The sequence below is a fragment of the Bacillus amyloliquefaciens DSM 7 = ATCC 23350 genome (genome assembly GCF_000196735.1).
Taxonomy (GTDB): domain Bacteria; phylum Bacillota; class Bacilli; order Bacillales; family Bacillaceae; genus Bacillus; species Bacillus amyloliquefaciens.
The window spans coordinates 3,372,904-3,395,155 of record NC_014551.1 but is presented as its reverse complement, the minus strand read 5'-3'; the positions used below and the strand labels follow the sequence as shown (position 1 = coordinate 3,395,155).

The following is a 22,252-nucleotide window of genomic DNA, read 5'->3' as shown; positions in this document are numbered from 1 at the left end:
ATTACTCTCCCTTGTTTCTGATGAAGCTATTTAATGTATTATAGCATTTCTGTTCAACCTGATTGGATTGTTCCGATATGTTTACAGATTTATTCATGATTTAGTCATGATTATGGGAAAGAATAGGAGGACATTGGGCGTTGCAATCCGTTCTTTTATCTGCTAACATATTATCATATTAGCGAACTAAAGGATTCGGAATTTTTCTTCAGAAAAAGCGGGGGTGCTAAAGGGAATGTTTATGTTTGAGAAACCGCATGGCATGAGAGATACGCTGCCCGGTTTATACGAAGCAAAGAAGAAAGTCCGTTCCACACTAACGGATTTAATTGATAAATGGGGTTATCAGTTTATGGAGACACCGACTCTTGAATTCTATGAAACAGTGGGTGCCCAGTCAGCCATTGACGAACAGCAGCTGTTTAAGCTTCTCGATCAGGACGGAAAAACGCTTGTGCTTCGGCCTGACATGACCGGACCGATTGCCAGGGTGGCGGCGTCTAAGCTGCACAAAAACAATCATCCGCTCAGAGCGGGGTACGCGGCAAGCGTCTACCGCGCTCAGGAGCGGGAAGGCGGACGTCCGGCTGAATTCGAACAGGTCGGCGCGGAGCTGATCGGCGATGGATCAACAAGCGCGGATGCCGAGGTGATTGCGCTCGCGGCCGGCGCTTTGAAAAACGCGGGATTGCGCCAATTTAAAATCGCGATCGGCCATGCCGGGCTCGCAGATGAGCTGTTTGTCGAGGTTTTGGGAAATGCCGAGCGGGCGGATGTTCTGCGGCGCTTTCTCTTTGAAAAGAATTACGTGGGGTACAAAGAACATGTCAAGTCGCTTCCGCTTTCTTCAATAGACAAAAGCCGGCTGCTCGGACTTCTGGAATTGCGCGGCGGAAAAGAGATCTGCGCCAAAGCGGGGGAGATCATCGGCATCTCCGGGCAAAGCGTGATTCAGGAGCTGGGAGACCTGTGGGACATTCTTGAAGATTACGGGTGTGCCGAGCATATTCGCCTTGATCTGAACATGGTAAGCCATATGAGTTACTACACGGGGATTTTATTCGAAGTGTACGCGGCAAATGTCGGGTTTGTCATCGGAAGCGGCGGCCGTTATAACAATCTTCTCGGCCATTTCGGCAGCCCTGCTCCCGCCACGGGCTTCGGGCTCCGTATCGACAGGCTGATTGAAGCGCTCGGCATCCGGGGAGAAACAAGTGATGCGGACGCCGTTATTTTCAGCAAGGAGCAGCGGCCGCAGGCCATTTTATTCGCGGAGGAAGAAAGGGCAAGAGGCAGAAAAGTCGTCCTGCAGGATTTGGCGGGCATTGAAAATATCGATCATATGACAAAATCATTCGCAAACGTCACCTACTTTATCGGTGCCAGAAAGGAAGAGCAGAATGGGTAAGGTACTCACAATGGCTATGCCAAAAGGACGGATATTTGAGGAAGCGGCCGGATTGCTGAGGCAGGCCGGATACAGGCTGCCCGGGGAGTTTGAAGAATCGAGAAAATTGATCATCGACGTTCCGGAAGAAAATCTCCGCTTTATTCTGGCAAAGCCGATGGACGTCACGACATATGTCGAGCATGGCGTCGCTGATGCCGGTATCGCCGGAAAGGATGTCATGCTTGAAGAAGAGCGTGACGTATATGAGGTGCTCGATCTGAATATCAGCAAATGCCATCTCGCCGTTGCAGGGCTTCCGGGAGCGGATTGGAACGGAGTCGCTCCGAGGATTGCGACAAAATATCCGAATGTTGCGTCAAGTTATTTCAGAGAACAGGGCGAGCAGGTGGAAATCATTAAGCTGAACGGTTCCATTGAGTTGGCGCCTTTAATCGGGCTTGCTGACAGAATCGTGGATATCGTATCAACAGGGCGGACATTAAAGGAAAACGGTCTCGTAGAGTCGGAACATATTTGTGACATCACATCGCGTTTTATTGTCAACCCGGTCAGCTACCGCATGAAGGACGATGTAATCGACGAAATGGCGGCCAGGCTGGCAAGGGTTGTGGAAGGAGACACGGCAAAATGAAAATAACCGCAATAAAAAAAAGCGAGCGGTTTTCACTGAAGCGTTCTATTGACAGCGGAACCGAAGAGCAGCGAAAAACCGTCAGAGCGATTATTGAAGACGTCAGAAAAAACGGCGACAAAGCCGTTTTGGCCTATACAAAAACATTTGACGGGATCAGCCTGGACCAGATGGCGGTGAGCGGGGACGAAATCGCCGAGGCGTACCGTCTGCTTGATGATCAGCTGCTGGAAGTGATCAGGCAGGCAATTGCCAATATTAAAGAATATCACGAGCGCCAGCTGCAATCCTCTTGGTTTTACCACCGCAAAGACGGCACGATGCTCGGACAGAAAATAACGGCGCTCGATTCCGCGGGCGTATATGTGCCGGGCGGGACGGCCGCTTATCCGTCCTCCGTTTTAATGAATGTCATCCCCGCTCTTGCTGCGGGAGTGGAGCGGATCGTTCTCGTCAGCCCTCCGGGAAAAGACGGCCGCCTTTCGCCGGGCGTTCTGGTTGCGGCGTCTGAGCTCGGGATAAATGAAATTTACAAAGCGGGGGGCGCACAGGCGATTGCCGCGCTCGCTTACGGAACGGACACGATACAGCCTGTTGATAAGATTACGGGCCCCGGCAATATATTTGTGGCACTCGCGAAGCGCGAAGTCTTCGGTGATGTGGATATTGACATGATTGCCGGTCCCAGTGAAATCGTGGTCCTGGCAGACGATACGGCGGTGCCGCAAGAAGTCGCCGCTGACCTGCTTTCACAAGCCGAACACGATATGCTCAGCTCAAGCGTGCTTGTCACCGATTCAAGGAAGCTTGCCGAAGCGGTATCCGATGAGGTGGATAAACAGCTTCAGACGCTGCCGCGTAAAGAGATCGCCGAAGCGTCGATCATGGATCACGGGCGCATTTATATCTCGGAATCGATGGAGGATGCGATAGACACGGTGAACGCGCTGGCGCCCGAGCATTTAGAAATCATGACGCATTCGCCGGAGGCTTTGCTTGGAAGCATCAGACACGCGGGAGCGATTTTCTTAGGACGATACAGCGCTGAACCGGTGGGAGATTATTTTGCCGGACCGAATCACGTTCTGCCGACAAACGGCACGGCACGGTTTTCAAGCCCGCTGAATGTCACAGATTTTCAAAAGAAATCGAGCATCATCTCTTACAGCAGGAAGGCTTTTGAATCCCATGCGGACAGCATTGCCGCCTTCGCGAGACTGGAAGGGCTTGAAGCGCACGCAAAATCGATTGAAGCGAGAAACGGAGGAAGTGACCGATGAGAAAAGCGGAACGCGCCAGAAAAACAAATGAGACGGATATTAAGCTGGCTTTCGGGATAGACGGAGAAGGAAGAGCAGATATCAGCACGGATGTGCCGTTTATGACCCATATGCTTGATTTGTTTACAAAGCACGGGCAATTCAATTTAACCGTTGATGCAAAAGGCGATACGGAAATAGATGATCACCACACGACTGAAGATATCGGCATCTGCTTAGGGCAGGCTCTTTTGGAAGCGCTTGGTGATAAAAAAGGCATCAAACGGTACGGATCAGCGCTTGTGCCGATGGACGAAGCGCTCGCCCAAGTTGCCGTAGACCTGAGCAACCGGCCGCACCTTGAGATGCGCGCTGCATTTCCGCAAGCGAAAGTCGGCACGTTTGATACCGAGCTTGTACATGAATTTTTATGGAAACTGGCGCTCGAAGCGAGAATGAATCTGCACGTGATCGTTCATTACGGTACGAATACCCACCATATGATAGAAGCCGTGTTTAAGGCGCTTGGCAGAGCGCTGGATGAAGCGTCATCCATTGATCCGCGGGTTAAGGGTGTACCATCAACGAAAGGAATGCTGTAAATGATCGGTGTAATTGATTACGGAATGGGCAATTTATTCAGCGTGTCAAAGGCGCTGGAACGCGTCGGCGTCCCGTATCTCGTATCAGACCGGCCGGAAGAGCTGGAAAAAGCGGATGCTTTTATTCTTCCCGGTGTCGGATCGTTCAGTGACGCCATGGACAATTTACACAGCATGAAGCTTGATCGATTCATTCACCGCATGGTTGAGGAGGGGAAGCTGCTTCTCGGCATCTGCCTCGGCATGCAGCTTATTTTCGAAAAAAGCAGCGAAAACGGCACTGCAAAAGGACTTGGCTTATTAGCCGGAAAAGCAGTGAGACTAAAAGACAGGGACGCTGAAGGAAACAAGCTGAAGGTGCCGCATATGGGCTGGAATCGGCTGACGTTTCACCAAACGTCTCCTTTGCTTTCAAAAGCGGAAGAAGGCTTCGTTTACTTTGTCCATTCCTATTATATAGACGGGATGGAAGACGGAGATCTTCTGGCAAGTGCCGAGTACGGCGTTCGAGTACCCGCGGTCGTCGGGAAACGCAATGTCTTTGGGACGCAGTTTCACCCGGAAAAAAGCGGCTCGGCCGGAATGGCGATCCTAACACAATTTACAAAAATGGCAGCGGAACAGAAGGTGAAGAAATGAGCGCTTTTACATTATATCCGGCAATCGATATGAGAAACGGCAAATGCGTCCGGCTCATCCAAGGTGATTACGGCAAGGAAACAATATACGGAGACTCGCCTTTAGACATGGCGGCGCAATTTGCAAAAGAAGGTGCGGAATGGATTCATCTTGTGGATCTTGACGGCGCGAAAGCAGGCAAGAAAGTAAATGACCGGCATGTTCTTGACATCGTGCAGCAGCTTGATGTCAAAGTCGAGATCGGCGGCGGCATCCGTTCTGAAGCAGACGTGTACGGTTACTTATCACAAGGCGCCGATCGTGTCATTCTCGGCAGTTCGGCCGTTTCTGATCCGGCGTTTGTGAAAAGCATGCTGAAACAATACGGCGGGAAAATCGCCATCGGTCTCGATGCGAGGAACGGGTATGTCTCGACGGAAGGCTGGCTGGAAACATCCTCCGTAAGAGCGGCCGATCTGGGCCGTGAATTGGCTGTGGAAGGAGCGGAAACCTTCATTTTCACGGATATTGCAACTGACGGCATGCTGTCAGGACCGAACATTGAAAGCACCGTCCAGCTCGCAAAAGCAACGGGAAAAACCGTCATCGCTTCAGGCGGGGTCAGCTCAGTCGCTGATCTAAAAGCGCTGGCCCGCTACAAAGACGCCGGTGTATCGGGAGCGATTATCGGAAAAGCGCTGTATACTAAACAATTTACATTGGCCGAAGCGCTCAGCGGGGTGAGGGACGCATGATAACGAAACGAATCATTCCGTGTCTTGATGTGAAAGAAGGACGCGTGGTCAAAGGCATTCAATTTCTCGGGCTGAAAGATGCCGGCGATCCTGTCGAGCTGGCTGAAGCATATGACAGGGAGGGCGCTGACGAGCTCGTTTTTCTCGACATTTCCGCTTCTCATGAAGGCCGCAAGACGATGACAGACGTCGTTGAACAAGTTGCTGCAAAACTGGCAATTCCGTTTACGGTCGGCGGCGGAATCAATCAATTAAGCGATATGAAACGAATGCTTCGCGCCGGCGCTGATAAAGTATCCGTTAATACAGCGGCCGTCCTCCGGCCCGAGCTGATTACGGAAGGGGCGGACTTTTTCGGCTCGCAATGCATCGTAGCGGCGATCGACGCAAAGTATGACGAAGACTCGGGTTGCTATAAAGTGTACACACACGGCGGCAGAAAGAAAACCGAGTGGGAAGTCACAGCCTGGGCAAAAGAAGCCGTCAGCCGGGGTGCGGGTGAAATCTTGCTGACAAGCATGGACGCAGACGGAGAGAAAACGGGCTTTAACCATACGCTCACAAAGCTTGTTACACGTGCCGTCCCGGTGCCCGTCATTGCGTCAGGGGGAGCCGGCAGCGCGCGCCATATGCTTGAAGCGTTTACGATCGGTGAAGCGGACGCCGCGCTTGCAGCTTCAATATTTCATTACAAAGAAACATCGATAAAAGAAGTGAAAGATTATATGAAGAAACACGGGGTGAATGTGAGATGAAACGGGCAGATGAACTGCGGTTTGACGAGGCCGGACTGATTCCCGCCATCGTACAGGATGCGGCAAGCAAAGAAGTGCTGACACTGGCTTATATGAATCGTGAATCATATGAAAAAACGATAGAAACGAAAGAAACCTGGTTTTACAGCCGTTCACGGCAGGAGCTGTGGCATAAAGGAGCGACGTCGGGGAATACCCAAAAGGTAAAAGCTATCCGCTATGATTGTGATCAAGACGCCCTTGTCGTGCTGGCGGAGCCTTCAGGACCCGCATGCCACAAGGGAAGCTACAGCTGCTTTACTCCGGAAAAAGCGGACGTGCAGGATCGTTTCGGCATCTTAAATGAACTGGAAAGCGTAATCGCCAAACGGCAGACGGAGATGCCTGACGGGGCTTACACAACGTACCTGTTTCGGGAAGGTGTCGATAAAATCCTCAAAAAAGTCGGCGAAGAAGCCGCAGAGGTTATTATTGCCGCGAAAAACCGCGATCATGAAGAATTAAAATGGGAAGCGGCGGATTTGCTTTATCATTTGCTCGTTCTATTGCGAGAGCAGTCGCTTCCTCTGGACGACGTGCTTGCCGTCCTTGCGAAACGCCATTCGTCATCTGAGTAAAACAAACCTCACGGAGAGATTCGTGAGGTTTTTTACATGCCAAACCTAAACATTCATTAAAATATTCCTTATTTCTCAACCGGAGGCAGATGAATTTGATAATATTGACTAATAGAGTTTATTTTGGTTTTTATTAAAAATGTACGTTTTGTTCATATTCCGTTCATGCTCATCCGTTATAGTATAAACAGTGATATAGGAGGAAAACATATGCCGAATAAACAACCGAAACCAAAAGGGAAATTCAGTTCATTCTTTTCATTAGTCAAAAAAACAAAACCATCATACGGAATGCTGGCCTTCGCGCTGTCTCTCAGTATTGTGACAACGCTCGTCAGCCTGCTGATTCCGCTATTGACAAAGCAGCTCGTTGACGGTTTTTCCATGTCGTCGCTGTCAGGCATGCAAATCGGGATCATCGCAGCCGTATTTATCGTACAGGCCGCATTAAGCGCCTACGCCACATACGCCTTGAACTACAGCGGCCAGAAAATCATCTCGGGGCTGGGTGATATGTTATGGCAGAAATTAATTAAACTGCCCGTCTCTTATTTTGACAAAAACGCCACGGGCGAAACGATCAGCCGTGTCACCAATGACACGATGGTGGTAAAAGAGCTGATCACAAACAATATCAGCGGATTTATTACCGGAATCATTTCCGTTATCGGATCACTGACGATCTTATTTATCATGAACTGGAAGCTGACATTGCTCGTGCTGATCGTCGTGCCGCTGGCTGCGGTTATTTTAGTGCCGATCGGCCGGAAAATGTTTAAAATATCTCGGGAAACACAGGATGAAACAGCGAGATTCACCGGATTGTTGAACCACATCCTCCCGGAAATCAGGCTTGTGAAAGCGTCAAACGCTGAAGAAGCGGAATACGGCCGCGGAAAAGCGGGCATCATGGCGCTCTTTAAACTCGGTCTGCGTGAAGCGAAGGTGCAGTCACTTGTAGGCCCGCTTATCACACTCGTATTAATGGCGGCGCTGGTCGCTGTCATCGGGTACGGCGGAATGCAGGTATCATCAGGTGAACTGACAGCCGGCGCACTCGTTGCCTTTATCCTGTATTTGTTTCAGATCATTATGCCGATGGGCCAGATTACTTCATTTTTCACACAGCTTCAAAAATCCGTCGGCGCAACAGAACGGATGATTCATATTCTTGCAGAAAAAGAAGAAGACATCCAGACCGGGAAAGCGATTGAAAACGCGGATCAGCCGATTAAGCTTGAACAAGTCTCATTCGGCTACAAAACAGATCAAACCATCTTAAAAGACATTACGGCAACGATTGAGGCCGGCAAAGTCACTGCGATTGTCGGACCGAGCGGCGGCGGAAAAACAACGTTATTTAAACTGCTTGAACGATTCTACAATCCGACGGCCGGCAGTATCCTGCTCGGGAATGAACCGATTGATACGTATTCCCTTGAATCATGGCGGGAGCATATCGGCTACGTGTCTCAAGAAAGTCCGTTAATGTCAGGCACCATCCGCGACAATATCTGCTACGGATTAAAACGCGAGGTGACCGATGAGGAACTGAGAAAAGCGGCCGACATGGCCTACGCCCTGCAATTTATTGAAGATTTACCGAAGAAATTTGAAACCGAGGTCGGTGAACGGGGGATTATGCTGTCAGGCGGACAGCGCCAGCGCATCGCCATTGCCAGAGCGCTTCTCCGCAATCCGAGCATTCTTATGCTTGATGAAGCGACATCAAGTCTGGACAGCCAATCTGAAAAATGGGTGCAACAGGCGCTGGAAGTCTTGATGGAAGGCCGCACCACCATCGTGATCGCCCACCGCTTATCCACGGTTGTGGATGCAGATCAGCTTCTCTTTGTCGAACAGGGTGAAATCACCGGACGGGGCACACACCATGAATTAATGGCATCCCATTCGCTGTACCGTGATTTTGCGGAGCAGCAGCTGAAGCTGAATGCCGACTTAGAAAACAAAGCTGTGTAAAGCAAGACTTTATGAAAAGAAAGCAGCTGAAAAGCTGCTTTTTATTTTACAGCTTAGCCGATATGGCACAGTGACGGACCGTTTTGAGAGTCTGCTGAAGATACAGGAGACTAAAAAATTTGAAAAAGCAGAAGGAGGGATTTTCATGGCTGTCATATTGGTTGCGGATGATGACCGCCATATCCGTGAGCTTGTCCGCCTTATGATGGAGCAGAGCGGATTTGACGTCGCAGAAGCGGAAGACGGGGAAGCGGCGGTGCAGCTGATAGAATCAACACATATTGATCTCATCATACTGGATGTGATGATGCCGAAAATGGACGGATTTGAAGTCAGTGAAGCCGTCCGCAGCTTTACGGATATTCCGATTTTGATGCTGACGGCAAAAGGCGAAACGCTGGATAAAGTGCAGGGTTTTACTTCCGGAGCGGACGATTATCTCGTCAAACCGTTTGAGCCGCTTGAGCTGGAAGCAAGGGTCAAAGCATTGCTGAAACGCTACCGGATCACCGCTGAAAAACTGCTGACCATCGGAACGGTCACATTAGATAAGCAATCCCGTACTGTAACGCGCGGCGGCGGTTCGGGAATGACGCTGCCCCGGCGTGAATTTGAGCTTTTATTTAAGCTCGCCGGTTATCCGAATAAGACGTTTTCAAGAGAGCATTTAATAGAAGATATTTGGGGCTTTGATTATGAAGGTGACGAGCGGACGGTTGACGTTCATATTAAAAGGCTGAGAGAACGGTTTCCTGAAAAGGACTATCCGTTTGCCATTCATACGGTGCGGGGTCTCGGCTACCGGTTTGTGGTGACAGAATGAAACGGATTCTCAGAACGGCGGGAAGAATCATCATCCTTCTCGTATTCACTGCATTTTTATGGCTTGCTGCCCACTTGATCGTTCAGGGCTTCGGTGTTATATGGCCAATTTTGCTGACGCCGTTCGTCGAGCAAATTCTGACACTTTGGCTTGTGTTCGGCCTGCTGTTTTTAACGATGTTTATTTTTTCAAAGTCAGCGCGTAAACGACATCATGCGATCTGGGATTCGCTCACCGCCACGATCAAGCAAATGTCGAGCGGCAACTTCACCGCGGCCGCTTCCCGGAAAATGGAGAAAATTGAGCGGGATCACCCCGTGACGAAGTTGGCTGATGAACTGTCGACACTCGCCGCGGAACTGAGTGAAATGGAAAAACTGAAACAAGAATTTATTTCAAACGTTTCCCATGAAATTCAAACCCCGCTTACTTCATTAAAGGGCTATGCGCACCTCTTAAAAAAACCGGATTTATCATATGAGGAGCGGGGGCGCTACTTACACATCATCGAGACAGAAACAGAACGATTATCAAAAATCAGTGAAAATCTGCTGAAGCTCACCGCACTCGAACGTCAGACCGAACCGATACAAAAAAAACCGTTCCGCATTGACAAACAGCTGCGGCGCACCATATTGACTTGTGAGCCAGAGTGGTCCGCCAAACAGATTGAGTTTCTCATTGATTTACAGGAGTCGTATGTGTACGGAGATGAAGCGCTGCTCAGCCAAGTCTGGATGAATCTCATTCACAATGCTGTGAAATTTACCGGAGAAGGAGGCCGCATATCCGTTAAAATTACAGATTTGCCGGAGGCTGCGGCCATCGAAATCGCCGACAACGGAATCGGAATGGAGCCTGAGCAGGCAGAGCGCGTATTTGAACGGTTTTATAAAGCGGATAAAGCGAGAAACGCGGGGGGAAGCGGGCTCGGCCTGTCCATCGCCAAAAAAATCGCTGAGCTGCACGGCGGTTCGATAGAGGTTGAAAGCAAGCGCGGCGAAGGAACCCTTTTCCGCGTCATTCTTCCTGCCGACCCTCATGAAACAAACAGCTAAAATCTGGTCGAACCAGCCAGTAAAAAACGAAGCCGATCCTGTCTTTTGAACTATTGAGGCGAAACCGTTTTATGGTATACTACTGACGGTAATACGTATAAAACGGAGGGTATTTGTGGGAAAACACACTTCTGAACATAAAAAGCACGCACAAATTGTCCAGCTGCTTCAGGATGGACAATATTTTTTTCATAAAGGCTTAAAAGCATATAAAGAGCGGAATTTAAAACGGGCCAGCAAACTGATTCAGCGAGCCGTTCATCTCGAACCGAATGATTCCGAAATGCTGTCCCGGCTGGCCGTCATTTATTCTGAAATGGGGCACTACCAGCAGTCAAATGAGCTGTTCGACTTTATTTTGGTGAACCTGAAAGAAGAAATGCCCGAGTGTCATTATTTTAAAGCGAATAATTTCGCGCATTTGGGGCTCTTTCAGGAAGCATACAAAGAAGCGGCGGCTTATTCTGATGCCGATCCGGACGGAGAATTCAGCGAAGAGATTGAAAACCTGATGGAGCTTCTGGATTTCGGCGAAGCGGGTGAAAACGAATCGCTCTATGACCAAGATGAACTGCTGATCAGGCAGGACCGGGCAAAAGCGCTTCTTGAGAGCGGCCAGCTTCATGAAGCGGTTGTCATGCTTGAAGAGATTACAGCCGATTACCCCGAGCTTTGGTCCGCATACAACAACCTGGCGCTCGCTTATTTTTACTCAGGCAATGTAACAAAAGCGAAACAGACGGTATTTGAAGTGCTTGAGAAAAACGAAGGCAATCTCCACGCCCTGTGCAACTACCTTGTATTCTGCTATTACGAGAGGGAAGATGAAAAAGTCGGAGAATTGAGCGAAAGGCTCGCCAATGTGTATCCGATATTATTCGAACAGCGTTACAAGCTGGGGGCGACGCTTGCGCTTGTCGGCAGACATGATCTTGGCTATAAGTGGCTCCGTTCTCTATACAAAAGCGGATTTGAAGGCGACGACACGTTTTATTACTGGCTTGCCGCCTCAGCATACGGGACAGGCCGTACAGAATTTGCCGAAACCATTTGGAGAAAGGCCGAAACTGAATTTCCCGAATCAGACCGCCCCGCGCCTTGGGCGGAGCGGCAGGAACCGCTGCCTGCTTCACTTGAACAGCGGCTCGCCGCCTATTATATCAGCAGCGCTCAAGGAGAGCGGCACCAGCTTGAAAAAGTTCTGGCTGCAAAACGAGCCGCTACGCCGTTTGAACAGGAATTCGTCAGACTGCTGCTTTCCGGTGAAAAAGGCGCTTCAGGCGTCTCCCGTGATGCTTTGTTCACGTATCGGACGGTCAAGCTGCTGGAGAAAGCGGAAGCCGACAGTTTAAAGACTGACGTCATGAGCTGCTGGGTTTTTCACGTTATTCAGCACATCCGCGCTGCTGCTGCCGTACAGAATGAGCGGGCATGGGCCGCAGCCATTGCATACGTATGGAAGGAAGCAAACGGCGAAAAAACGACGAAAAAAGAAACCGCCGCCGTTTACGGTATATCCGCGGCAACACTCTCAAAATACATCAGACAAATAGATGATATATTAGAATAAAACCGATTCTTTCTATATAAAGAGTCGGTTCTTTTTTTATCAGAAAGTGATAAAACAGAACTTTACTGCCGAAAAAAGAGATTTTCATACGTATTTTTTTGCTTTTTGAATCAAAAACAGACCGCAATCATCATTTATTTTGCAAATGATGAATTTTGCAATCACATTGAAATATAACTGTAATAAAAATTGTCGAAACATGATGGTATAATGATTCTCGTACATAAGAGATTAGTTTTTTTTACATGTGCTGTATAATCTATACCAATTAACCAGTTTCAAAGATTCATACATAAAAATCATCAGCCTCACGGTATGTGAGGGAGCGTAACTTTGATGTTCATAATAGAATTCCAAATGAGAACAGGTTTTAAAGTAAAAGGGAGGAAAGAAAAAGTGAAAAAGAGTTTATTAACACTTGGTTTGGCTTCCGTCATCGGGACAAGCAGTTTTTTGATCCCGTTTACAAAAACTGCATCGGCGGAAACATTAGACAGCAAAAAAGCAAAAATCGAAAGCAAGCAATCTGAGGTGGCTTCAAGCCTCGAAGCGAAAGAAAAGGAATTATCTAAGCTTCAGGACAAGCAGGCTAAGATTGAAAAAGAACTGAAAGACATTAACGCCAAAGCGTTGGATACAAGTAATAAAATCGAAGATAAAAAAGCTGAAAACGAAAAAACGAAAAAGCAAATCGCTGATTTGAAAAAAGAAATCAAAGAAACAGAAGCGCGCATTGAAAAACGCAATGAAATCCTGAAAAAACGCGTTCGTTCTTTACAGGAAAACGGCGGTTCTCAAGGATACATTGACGTTCTTTTAGGAGCGACAAGCTTCGGAGATTTCATTTCCCGTGCGACTGCGGTATCTTCTATCGTTGATGCGGATAAAGACCTGATCAAACAGCAGGAGCAGGATAAAGCGAAACTCGAAGATGCTGAAGCTGAACTTAACGTGAAGCTTAAAAAAGTCCAAGATGATCTTGCGAAGTTAGAGTCTATGCAAAAAGACCTGAACAAACAGCTTGATCAGAAAGACAAGCTTTTCGACGAAGCGAAAAACGGTCAGAAAAAAGCGGCTTCCGCTATCTCTGATCTGAAAAAAGAAGCGTCACAGCTTGCAAACGAAAAAGCTGACACTGAAAAAGAACAGAAGCGCATTAAAGAAGAGCAGGCTGCAGCAGCTGCCCTGATCAAAAAACAGGAAGAAGCGCAAAAAGCCTCTGAAGACCAAAACCAAAAAGATGACAGCCAGCCGGCACCTGCGGTTAAAACTGTGAAAAAAGCGGCTGTTTCAACTGAAACATCCGATTCATCTGACAGCTCAAGCAAACCGAGCAATTCAGGCGGATCATCTCATAACAGCGGCGGTTCAGATGATTCTGACGGCGGATCTGTTATCTCAAATTCAGGCGGTATTGAAGGCGCGATCAGCGTAGGATCAAGCCTTGTGGGTCAATCTCCGTACAAATTCGGCGGCGGACGCACACAATCTGATATTAACAACCGTATCTTTGACTGCTCTTCATTTGTACGCTGGGCTTATGCTAACGCAGGCGTTAACCTCGGACCTGTAAGCGGCACAAGCACAGATACGCTAATCGGAAGAGGTGAGGCAGTCAGCGCGTCTGACATGAAACGCGGAGACTTAGTATTCTTCGATACGTATAAAACAAACGGTCACGTCGGCATCTACTTAGGTAATGGGACATTCCTGAACGATAATACATCTCATGGTGTATCCATCGATTCTATGAGCAACCCTTACTGGAAAAAAGTATTCAACGGCAATGTAAGACGTGTCGTGCAATAATGAATAAGACAAGGGCCTTCCATCCCGGAAGGCTCTTTCTTTATTTGTATACCCGCTCAGGAGATGCCTAATCACGCTCAGAAAAATGAGCAAAAAGATAGCGAATCGCCCTCAGATTTTATAGGATATGGGTAAGGAATACGATTGATGGGGATTCTTATTCATATAGGGTGCGCCCCATTTCGAAAAGGAGTGAATCATGGTGTCAGAAGAAAAAATTTATGATGTGATCATTATCGGCGCGGGTCCGGCGGGGATGACCGCTGCCGTTTACACATCACGAGCGAACTTATCCACATTAATGATCGAAAGAGGAATTCCGGGCGGCCAGATGGCCAACACAGAGGATGTTGAAAACTATCCGGGTTTTGAAAGCATTCTCGGCCCTGAACTTTCTAATAAAATGTTTGAACATGCGAAAAAATTCGGTGCGGAATATGCGTACGGCGATATTAAAGAAATTGTCGACGGTAAAGAATATAAAACGGTCAAAGCCGGTTCAAAAGAATATAAAGCGCGCGCCATCGTCATTTCTGCCGGAGCGGAATACAAAAAGATCGGCGTTCCCGGTGAAAAAGAACTTGGCGGCCGCGGCGTATCGTACTGTGCGGTATGTGACGGCGCATTCTTCAAAAATAAAGAGCTTGTCGTAGTCGGCGGCGGAGACTCGGCTGTGGAAGAAGGCGTCTATCTGACACGCTTCGCTTCAAAAGTCACCATCGTTCACAGACGTGATAAATTGCGTGCGCAAAGCATTCTTCAGGCGCGTGCCTTTGACAATGACAAAATTGATTTCGAATGGAATAAAACCGTAAAAGAAATCCATGAAGAAAACGGAAAAGTCGGCAGACTGACACTTGTGGATACTGTGACGGGAGAAGAGGAAGAATTCAAAGCTGACGGCGTCTTTATTTATATCGGCATGCTTCCGCTTTCTAAACCGTTCGAAAACTTGGGCATCACAAATGAAGAAGGCTACATTGAAACAAATGATCAAATGGAAACGAAAGTTCCCGGCATTTTCGCTGCGGGAGACATTCGTGAAAAATCACTCCGCCAGATCGTTACGGCGACAGGTGACGGAAGTATTGCGGCCCAAAGCGTTCAGCATTATGTGGAAGAGCTTCAGGAGACGCTCAAAACCGTTAAATAATCGCTGTAATGTTCAGTTTTTGAATCGTTACTGGCTTTTAATTCCGCTGTAACACGGGTGAAATACTGATGTTTTAAGATGAATGTAGTAATTGACCCCCTTTTTATATGAATACACCTTGGCACGGATTCCAGTATCCGTGCCCTTTTTTTGTAAATTTTTGTTTTCTGTCAAATAAAAGAAAAGGATGTCGGTGTCTCTGCATTGTGAGAGACATGCCGAAACGGTATAATGAAGAGACGATGATTTGTTGAGAAGGTTAGGTGACGTACTTGTGCAAAGAGTGACAAATTGTGTGCTGCAGACAGATGATCAGGTTCTCCTTCTCCAAAAGCCGAGACGGGGCTGGTGGGTCGCGCCCGGCGGGAAGATGGAGAGCGGTGAATCAGTCAGAGATTCCGTCATTAGAGAGTACAGAGAAGAGACGGGAATTTATATATTAAATCCGCAGTTAAAAGGCGTGTTTACCTTTATTATTAAGGAACAGGAACAAATCGTGTCAGAGTGGATGATGTTTACTTTTGTCGCCGATTCCTACACGGGGCGGAATGTCGCTGAATCAGAGGAAGGCATTCTGAAGTGGCATGACGTGAAAGATATCCACAGCCTTCCGATGGCGCCCGGAGACGGACATATCCTTGATTTTATGATCAAGGGCCAAGGGCTTTTGCACGGCACCTTTACGTATACGCCGGACTTCGAGCTGCTCAGCTATCGTTTAGATCCGCAGCTTATCAAATAAAAGAAAGACCTCAGGGGGGAGAGAGATGAGTGTGAATGAAAATCATGATATTCAGCTCGTCATCATAACGGGAATGTCTGGAGCGGGGAAAACCGTCGCCATTCAAAGCTTTGAGGATCTCGGCTATTTTTGCGTCGACAATCTGCCGCCTTCCTTGCTGCCGAAATTTTTGGAACTGATGAAAGAATCAAGTTCAAAAATGAGCAAGGTCGCGCTTGTCATGGATCTGCGGGGACGTGAATTTTTTGACAGGCTGATTGAGGCGCTGGATGAAATGGCGGAAAATCCGTGGATTACACCGCGCATTCTCTTTTTAGATGCGAAGGATTCCATCCTTGTGACGAGATACAAAGAAACGAGGCGTTCTCATCCGCTGGCCGCTACCGGGCTTCCTCTCGAAGGAATCGCACTGGAGCGCCAGCTGCTTGAAGAATTGAAAGGGCGCTCTCAGCTGATCTATGACACGTCGGATATGAAACCGCGTGATCTGCGTGAAAAAATCGTGGCGCATTTCGCCACGAACCAAGGTGAGACCTTTACAGTGAACGTGATGTCATTCGGTTTCAAATACGGTCTTCCGATAGATGCCGATCTCGTGTTTGATGTAAGGTTTCTGCCGAATCCGTTCTACATTGAAAGCATGAGGCCGCTTACGGGGAAAGATGAGGAAGTCTCATCTTATGTGATGAAGTGGAATGAAACACAAAAGTTTATCGAAAAGCTTGTTGATCTGCTCGGCTTTATGCTTCCGTCTTATAAGCGGGAAGGAAAAAGCCAGCTTGTCATCGCGATCGGCTGTACGGGCGGCCAGCACCGCTCTGTTACACTCGCTGAGTATCTGGCTGATTACTTTAAAAAGGATTTCTATACTCATGTTACTCACCGGGACATTGAAAAGAGAAGCCGGAAATGAATAAGAAGCCGAAAATCGCAATCTTCGGAGGCGGAACGGGTTTGTCCGTGCTGCTCCGCGGATTAAAGCATAAGCCCGTTGATATTACGGCGATTGTGACCGTTGCCGATGACGGCGGAAGTTCAGGCCGTCTGCGGGATGAACTTCAAATTCCGCCGCCGGGTGACATCCGTAACGTACTGGCTGCTTTGTCAGATGTTGAGCCGCTTGTTGAAAACCTGTTTCAGCATCGTTTCAACAAAGGAAGCGACTTAACCGGACATTCGCTCGGCAATTTGATTTTGGCAGCGATGACGAATATAACCGGTGATTTCTTTCACGCTGTTACCGAAATGAGCAAAGTGCTGAATGTCCGCGGCAGAGTATTGCCGGCTGCCAACACCAGCGTCGTTCTTCATGCCGAAATGGAGGACGGGCAGGTCGTCTCCGGAGAATCGACCATTCCTTCTTACGGCCAGCGCATTAAACGGGTGTTTCTTACGCCTGAAAAAATTGATCCGCTGCCGGAGACGATTGACGTGATCCGCCAGGCCGACTTAATCATTATCGGCCCGGGAAGCCTGTATACAAGCATTCTCCCGAACCTGCTCGTGCCGAAAATCGGAGAGGAAGTCGTCAAGGCTGCGGCCAAAAAAGTATATATCTGTAATGTCATGACGCAGCCCGGCGAAACGCTTCAATACAGCGCAGCCGACCACGTTAAGGCGCTGAACGATCATATGGAGCAGCCGTTTATCGATACGATTTTAATCAATAATGAAGATATCCCTGACGAAATCAAAAGCAAATATGCGAAAGAGCTGGCCCGGCCCGTTGAATTTAACGTTGAAAAGCTGAAAGCCATGGGGCTTGAGGTCATCAGGGACCAGATTATCACGTATAAAAATGGCGTAATCCGTCACGATACACATAAAGTGGCTTCTCTTCTCGTTGATTTATTAAGGGACTAGAGGTCTTTTGAAATGAGGTGGCTCATATGTCATTTGCATCGGAAACAAAAAAAGAACTGACGAATCTGGAAGTAAAGGACTGCTGCGCCAAGGCGGAGCTGTCCGCTCTGATTCGGATGAACGGTTCACTGTCATTTTCAAACCGCCATCTCGTGCTTGACGTTCAAACCGAAAATGCGGCGATTGCCCGCCGCATTTATACATTGCTGAAGAAACAATATGATGTATCGGTCGAACTGTTAGTCAGAAAAAAAATGCGGCTGAAAAAAAACAATGTTTATATTGTACGCTTTTCTGAAAACGCAAAGCTGATTCTGGAGGAATTGAAAATCCTCGGAGAGAACTTTGTATTTGAACGGAATATTTCTGAGGAACTGGTGGCGAAACGGTGCTGCAAACGTTCTTATATGAGAGGGGCGTTTTTGGCGGGGGGATCTGTGAATAATCCCGAAACATCGTCATACCACTTGGAAATCTTTTCGCTTTATAAGGAACATAACGATTCATTATGCGCGCTGCTGAATGAATTTCATCTGAACAGCAAAACGCTTGAACGGAAAAAAGGCTATATTACGTACTTAAAAGAGGCGGAAAAAATCACCGAATTTCTGAATGTCATCGGCGCCCACAATTCACTGCTGCGCTTTGAAGATGTGCGGATTGTCAGAGATATGAGAAACTCAGTGAACCGCCTCGTAAATTGTGAAACAGCCAACTTAAACAAAACCATCGGGGCTTCGCTCAGACAGGTGGAAAATATTAAATACATTGATGAACGGATCGGTCTTGAAGCGCTGCCGGAAAAGCTTCGCGAAATTGCGCAGCTGCGGATTGATTATCAGGAAGTCACGCTGAAAGAACTTGGGGAAATGGTTGCAAGCGGGAAAATCAGCAAATCCGGCATCAATCACAGGCTGAGAAAGCTCGATGAAATCGCAGAACAGCTGCGTACAGGACAAAGCATCACTTTGAAATAACCGTACAGAAAAGGGGAGATCTTATGGTTCAGGAGAAAGTGGAAGTGCGTTTAAAGACGGGATTGCAGGCGCGTCCCGCTGCATTGTTTGTACAGGAGGCAAATCGCTTTACATCAGATGTGTTTCTTGAGAAAAACGGCAAGAAAGTGAATGCCAAAAGCATTATGGGGTTAATGAGCCTGGCGGTCAGCACGGGGACGGAAGTCACTCTGATCGCTGAAGGCGAGGATGAAAAGGAAGCGCTTGAAAAGCTGTCCGCTTACGTGCAGGAAGAAGTGTAAGCGCTTTGTAAGGAGGACGGAACGATGAATGAGTTCCTGAAAGATTGTTATCAAACGATAGGATGGGAAAAGGAGTCACTCGATTTCAGCACCCTGCCCGAATTTTTAAAAGCGCTCGCGTATCGGTTTCCGTTTGAAAATCGCGCGGTTTTGTCCAAAAAAGAATATGACGTCACGAAAGAAGGACTGTGGCGGCATATGGTGAAAGAGCCTCATGGCGGACTTTGTTATGACTTGAACGGACTGCTTTATTTCATACTGAAGGACGCCGGATTTGACGTCAAATTGATCCGCGGAACGGTTTGGAACAACGGATGGGAGCTGCCCGGCACACATGCGGCCGTGCTTCTTTCCGCCGAAGGAAATGAATATATCGCTGATACAGGCTTCGGCCTCAATCTCGCTATGCAGCCCGTTCCGCTGTCCGGCGCCGAGGCGGTATCTGCCGCCGGAGCGTTTCGTGTGAGAAAAGAACAAACGGAATTCGGGACACACGTGCTTGAAATGAACAAAGGGGACGGCTGGCAGACAGGTTACGCATTTTCACTTGAAGAAATCGGTGAAAAGGACCTCAAGGCCATGAAACAAACGATCTTTGAACATGAGCGGTCTCCATTCAATAAACGCCTGCTTGCTTCTAAGCGGACGCCGGAGGGGCACATGGTTCTGTCTGAACGCAATGTAACGATTCAAAAACACGATGGCCCGGCGGAAAAAAGTGAAATTGACCGATCAGAGTTTGAAGAAAAATTTATTACACACTTTATGTAAAGCTGAAAAAAACGGCCTCCCGCAGGGAAGCCGTTTTTTTCGTTATCTGATTTTTGTAAAGGTCTGATAATGGTCCGTTGTTTTGTAAATCAGCCAGTCGCTTGAGTAAAGAATCCGGTCTGAATTTCTGAAGCCTGATGTATAGTTAATATCCGCTTCACGCCATGTTCGTCCGCTTTTGCCCGGGAGTTTGCCTTCCCTGTTTGAGAAGATGTCTCCGCCGATGCTTTTCCCCGGAGCGACGTCTGCAAGGTTCCCTTTTGATGCCACCCAGCCGAGGGCTTGTGCTTCTGATTTTGTAATGTAATTATCAGGTAGCTTATGATATGTCTGAAGATAATCCGCAACCCCGTCAAACGTGTTGATAACCTGTGCTTCTGTGTGTGCCTTGTGAGAAGATGTTTCCGTTTTGGCAGCTGTTGAAAACAGCATCCCCGCCGCGGAGACAAGCACCAGTAAACAAACGGAAATCCACGATAATCGTTTTTTCAAAGCAATACCTCCCATTTTCATCATGTGAAGCTGATTCCTTTTCATTGTATCAGCAACGAAAGAAAGGAATAGAAAGAATTTAAAAATAGTACTTTTTATCTAGCGAAAAATAAACCCCGGCTGAACCAACCGGGATTTTTCTTCTTATTGAAATTCCTTAGTAAGGTTTTTCGGCGTTCTTCCGTATACGGCGTCAATCATGTTTTGAGCGGCTTGTGTGAACATATTCAAGCGGATTTTAGCCGTTGCTGACCCGATATGCGGAAGCAATGTGACGTTTTCCAGCTGTAAAAGCGGATTGTCTTCTGAGACCGGCTCTTTTTCAAACACATCTAAACCGGCGCCTTTTATCCAGCCCTCCTGCAATGCGCGGATGAGCGCTTTCTCATCAACCGTCTTTCCCCGGGAAATATTGACGAAAAATGCCGTATCTTTCATCAGTCTGAATTCCCGTTCTCCCATCATATGATACGTTTCGTCAGTAAGCGGCGTAATTAACAGCACAAAGTCTGACGTTTTCAGCAGTGTGTCTAAGTCGGCATATGTAACGCCAAGCTCTTTCTCAGCATCCGGTTTTCTGCTGCGGTTATAGTATAACACGTCCATATCAAAGCCGAATTTTGCCCGTTTGGCGGCTTGTTCACCGATTCTGCCCATGCCGATAATTCCTAACGTCTGATGGTGGACATCCATACCGAAAAGGGATTCTTCCTCAACAGTTCCCCATTTGCCGGCGCGGACGAATCGATCCAATTCGGCAACCCGTCTGGCGGAAGACAGGATTAATGAAAAAGCCAGATCAGCAACAGTGTCGTCCAAGGTGTATGGCGTATGCGTGCCGACGACCCCGCGTTTTTTCATTTCTTCTATATTAAAATTATCGTAGCCGACTGAATTATTGCTGACGACCTTCAGCTTCGGCGCGTGATCGAGTAAATCACTGTCAATCGCCGTTCCGGATGTCAGCAGGCCTTCAGCATCCTTCATTTTTTCGTACAGTTCTTCTTTTGAAATGGTATCTTCTTTCCAGATGTCATAGCGGCAATGTTCGCCTATCATTTGTTCGACTTCCGGCGGTATCGGTTTCGCGATGAATACATATGGTTTCAACGGGCTTCTCCTCCTTTGTCTTTCTTCTCTATTTTATTATAAAAGAGAAGCGGTAAAGTGAGAAATATTCAAACACATTTGAATAAATTTCTGGTTCTTTTGAACTTAAAATGAAAAGAGGAAAAGGTATTTCCCCCAAACCATAACAGAATCCGCCTATATTTCTGAAGGCAGAATGAGCGAAACGGCTGCTTTCAAAAGCTTTATAGGTTGGTATAAAGATAAATTTTATTATTTTTGAAAGATATAAATGAATATAATCTGAATTTACAGTTAAATTATCGTGTCTTTTTTTGAAAGCCTTTTCCACGCCTTTTTCTGTGCTATAATTCCTTACTGTAAGCTGGGTAAGAAGGCTTGCAATACAATCGGATGGGAGATGATTAGAAAAATGGTTTCTTTATCAAGCATTTTGGAGCACAACCAGCAGTTTGTCCAAGAAAGGAAATATGAGCCTTACCAAACGACAAAATTCCCGAAAAAAAAGCTTGTCATCGTATCCTGTATGGATACAAGGCTGACGGAGCTTCTGCCGCAGGCGAAGGGACTCAGAAACGGTGATGCCAAAATCATAAAAAACGCGGGGGCCATTGTTTCTCACCCATTTGGAAGTGTCATGCGGAGTATTTTGGTTGCCGTTTATGAACTGGAAGCTGAGGAAGTCTGTATCGTAGGGCACCGCGAGTGCGGAATGTCGGGGTTAAATGCGGCTTCCATATTAAATAAAGCAAAAGATCGCGGCGTGGAGGAGAAATGTCTCAGCCTTCTTGAGCATGCGGGAGTCGACTTGGAAACATGGCTGACCGGTTTTCACAGCGTTGAAGAAAGCGTGGCACACAGCGTGAATATGGTCAGGCATCATCCGCTCTTGCCTGAAGAGGTGCCTGTGCACGGGCTTGTGATCGATCCGGGGACGGGGACGCTGGATGTTGTCGTTGACGGTTATGAAACGGTCAAAGGGGGATGCAGCTGACG

General features: G+C 47.7%; 23 protein-coding genes. 21 read left to right on the top strand and 2 right to left on the bottom strand.

All coding sequences use genetic code 11. The features are described from left to right. Positions 1 to 235 precede the first annotated feature (235 nt). The 20 genes from BAMF_RS37520 to BAMF_RS37425 all read left to right on the top strand — a co-directional run bounded on the left by BAMF_RS37520 (position 236) and on the right by BAMF_RS37425 (position 19,675). Entirely contained in the window at positions 236 to 1,408 is a 1,173-nt protein-coding gene (locus BAMF_RS37520; RefSeq protein WP_013353741.1) for an ATP phosphoribosyltransferase regulatory subunit, read from the top strand. After that, complete coding sequence (hisG, locus tag BAMF_RS37515) at positions 1,401 to 2,042, top strand: ATP phosphoribosyltransferase (RefSeq protein WP_013353740.1); 642 nt, start codon at positions 1,401 to 1,403, stop codon at positions 2,040 to 2,042. Before BAMF_RS37520 ends, hisG begins: the two co-directional genes overlap by 8 nt. Next, on the top strand, positions 2,039 to 3,322 hold the full coding sequence (gene hisD / locus BAMF_RS37510; RefSeq protein WP_013353739.1) for a histidinol dehydrogenase: 1,284 nt from the start codon (positions 2,039 to 2,041) through the stop codon (positions 3,320 to 3,322). The genes hisG and hisD overlap by 4 nt, the downstream gene beginning before the upstream one ends. Next, positions 3,319 to 3,903 (top strand): imidazoleglycerol-phosphate dehydratase HisB, encoded by a 585-nt coding sequence (gene hisB / locus BAMF_RS37505; RefSeq protein WP_013353738.1) that lies wholly within the window; start codon positions 3,319 to 3,321, stop codon positions 3,901 to 3,903. The genes hisD and hisB overlap by 4 nt, the downstream gene beginning before the upstream one ends. Continuing rightward, positions 3,904 to 4,542: an imidazole glycerol phosphate synthase subunit HisH gene (hisH, locus tag BAMF_RS37500; protein ID WP_013353737.1), complete on the top strand. Its 639-nt coding sequence runs from the start codon at positions 3,904 to 3,906 to the stop codon at positions 4,540 to 4,542. It abuts the gene before it with no gap. Continuing rightward, positions 4,539 to 5,276 carry a 1-(5-phosphoribosyl)-5-[(5-phosphoribosylamino)methylideneamino]imidazole-4-carboxamide isomerase gene (hisA, locus tag BAMF_RS37495; RefSeq protein ID WP_013353736.1) on the top strand — a complete coding sequence of 246 codons (738 nt, stop codon included), beginning with the start codon at positions 4,539 to 4,541 and terminating at the stop codon, positions 5,274 to 5,276. The genes hisH and hisA overlap by 4 nt, the downstream gene beginning before the upstream one ends. After that, the gene (gene hisF, locus BAMF_RS37490) at positions 5,273 to 6,031 is read left to right on the top strand and encodes an imidazole glycerol phosphate synthase subunit HisF (protein ID WP_013353735.1); all 759 of its coding nucleotides are present in this window, start codon (positions 5,273 to 5,275) and stop codon (positions 6,029 to 6,031) included. The genes hisA and hisF overlap by 4 nt, the downstream gene beginning before the upstream one ends. Next, positions 6,028 to 6,648: a bifunctional phosphoribosyl-AMP cyclohydrolase/phosphoribosyl-ATP diphosphatase HisIE gene (gene hisIE, locus BAMF_RS37485; RefSeq protein ID WP_013353734.1), complete on the top strand. Its 621-nt coding sequence runs from the start codon at positions 6,028 to 6,030 to the stop codon at positions 6,646 to 6,648. Before hisF ends, hisIE begins: the two co-directional genes overlap by 4 nt. 210 nt (positions 6,649 to 6,858) lie before the next feature. Then, a complete protein-coding gene (locus BAMF_RS37480) occupies positions 6,859 to 8,628 on the top strand; it encodes an ABC transporter ATP-binding protein (protein WP_013353733.1) in 1,770 nt (589 codons plus the stop codon). 145 nt (positions 8,629 to 8,773) lie between these two features. Beyond that, positions 8,774 to 9,451, top strand: a complete 678-nt coding sequence (locus BAMF_RS37475) for a response regulator transcription factor (RefSeq protein WP_013353732.1) — start codon at positions 8,774 to 8,776, stop codon at positions 9,449 to 9,451. Then, a complete protein-coding gene (locus BAMF_RS37470; RefSeq protein WP_013353731.1) occupies positions 9,448 to 10,509 on the top strand; it encodes a sensor histidine kinase in 1,062 nt (353 codons plus the stop codon). Before BAMF_RS37475 ends, BAMF_RS37470 begins: the two co-directional genes overlap by 4 nt. A gap of 115 nt (positions 10,510 to 10,624) precedes the next feature. After that, on the top strand, positions 10,625 to 12,079 hold the full coding sequence (locus tag BAMF_RS37465; protein WP_013353730.1) for a tetratricopeptide repeat protein: 1,455 nt from the start codon (positions 10,625 to 10,627) through the stop codon (positions 12,077 to 12,079). A gap of 396 nt (positions 12,080 to 12,475) precedes the next feature. Further along, the gene (locus BAMF_RS37460) at positions 12,476 to 13,888 is read left to right on the top strand and encodes a C40 family peptidase (RefSeq protein ID WP_041481743.1); all 1,413 of its coding nucleotides are present in this window, start codon (positions 12,476 to 12,478) and stop codon (positions 13,886 to 13,888) included. Positions 13,889 to 14,090: 202 nt separating this feature from the next. Further along, positions 14,091 to 15,041, top strand: a complete 951-nt coding sequence (gene trxB, locus BAMF_RS37455) for a thioredoxin-disulfide reductase (RefSeq protein ID WP_029575303.1) — start codon at positions 14,091 to 14,093, stop codon at positions 15,039 to 15,041. Positions 15,042 to 15,315: 274 nt separating this feature from the next. Then, positions 15,316 to 15,783 carry an 8-oxo-dGTP diphosphatase gene (locus BAMF_RS37450; protein WP_013353727.1) on the top strand — a complete coding sequence of 156 codons (468 nt, stop codon included), beginning with the start codon at positions 15,316 to 15,318 and terminating at the stop codon, positions 15,781 to 15,783. 25 nt (positions 15,784 to 15,808) lie between these two features. Next, positions 15,809 to 16,696 carry an RNase adapter RapZ gene (gene rapZ, locus BAMF_RS37445; RefSeq protein WP_013353726.1) on the top strand — a complete coding sequence of 296 codons (888 nt, stop codon included), beginning with the start codon at positions 15,809 to 15,811 and terminating at the stop codon, positions 16,694 to 16,696. Continuing rightward, on the top strand, positions 16,693 to 17,646 hold the full coding sequence (locus tag BAMF_RS37440) for a gluconeogenesis factor YvcK family protein (protein WP_013353725.1): 954 nt from the start codon (positions 16,693 to 16,695) through the stop codon (positions 17,644 to 17,646). Before rapZ ends, BAMF_RS37440 begins: the two co-directional genes overlap by 4 nt. A gap of 26 nt (positions 17,647 to 17,672) precedes the next feature. Beyond that, positions 17,673 to 18,623 (top strand): DNA-binding protein WhiA, encoded by a 951-nt coding sequence (gene whiA / locus BAMF_RS37435; RefSeq protein ID WP_007407421.1) that lies wholly within the window; start codon positions 17,673 to 17,675, stop codon positions 18,621 to 18,623. A 23-nt stretch (positions 18,624 to 18,646) separates the two neighbouring features. Beyond that, positions 18,647 to 18,904 carry an HPr family phosphocarrier protein gene (locus tag BAMF_RS37430; RefSeq protein ID WP_013353724.1) on the top strand — a complete coding sequence of 86 codons (258 nt, stop codon included), beginning with the start codon at positions 18,647 to 18,649 and terminating at the stop codon, positions 18,902 to 18,904. A 24-nt stretch (positions 18,905 to 18,928) separates the two neighbouring features. Further along, complete coding sequence (locus tag BAMF_RS37425; RefSeq protein WP_013353723.1) at positions 18,929 to 19,675, top strand: arylamine N-acetyltransferase family protein; 747 nt, start codon at positions 18,929 to 18,931, stop codon at positions 19,673 to 19,675. Between the two features lie 42 nt (positions 19,676 to 19,717). On the opposite strand, the gene BAMF_RS37420 is transcribed toward BAMF_RS37425, so the two are convergent. Together BAMF_RS37420 and BAMF_RS37415 are read right to left on the bottom strand one after the other, a co-directional pair. After that, positions 19,718 to 20,107 (bottom strand): ribonuclease, encoded by a 390-nt coding sequence (locus BAMF_RS37420; RefSeq protein WP_232469747.1) that lies wholly within the window; start codon positions 20,105 to 20,107, stop codon positions 19,718 to 19,720. 204 nt (positions 20,108 to 20,311) lie between these two features. Next, positions 20,312 to 21,226, bottom strand: a complete 915-nt coding sequence (locus tag BAMF_RS37415) for a 2-hydroxyacid dehydrogenase (protein ID WP_232469746.1) — start codon at positions 21,224 to 21,226, stop codon at positions 20,312 to 20,314. 433 nt (positions 21,227 to 21,659) lie between these two features. Between BAMF_RS37415 and BAMF_RS37405 the strand changes: the two genes are divergently transcribed. Further along, on the top strand, positions 21,660 to 22,250 hold the full coding sequence (locus BAMF_RS37405) for a beta-class carbonic anhydrase (RefSeq protein WP_127721196.1): 591 nt from the start codon (positions 21,660 to 21,662) through the stop codon (positions 22,248 to 22,250). Positions 22,251 to 22,252 lie beyond the last annotated feature (2 nt).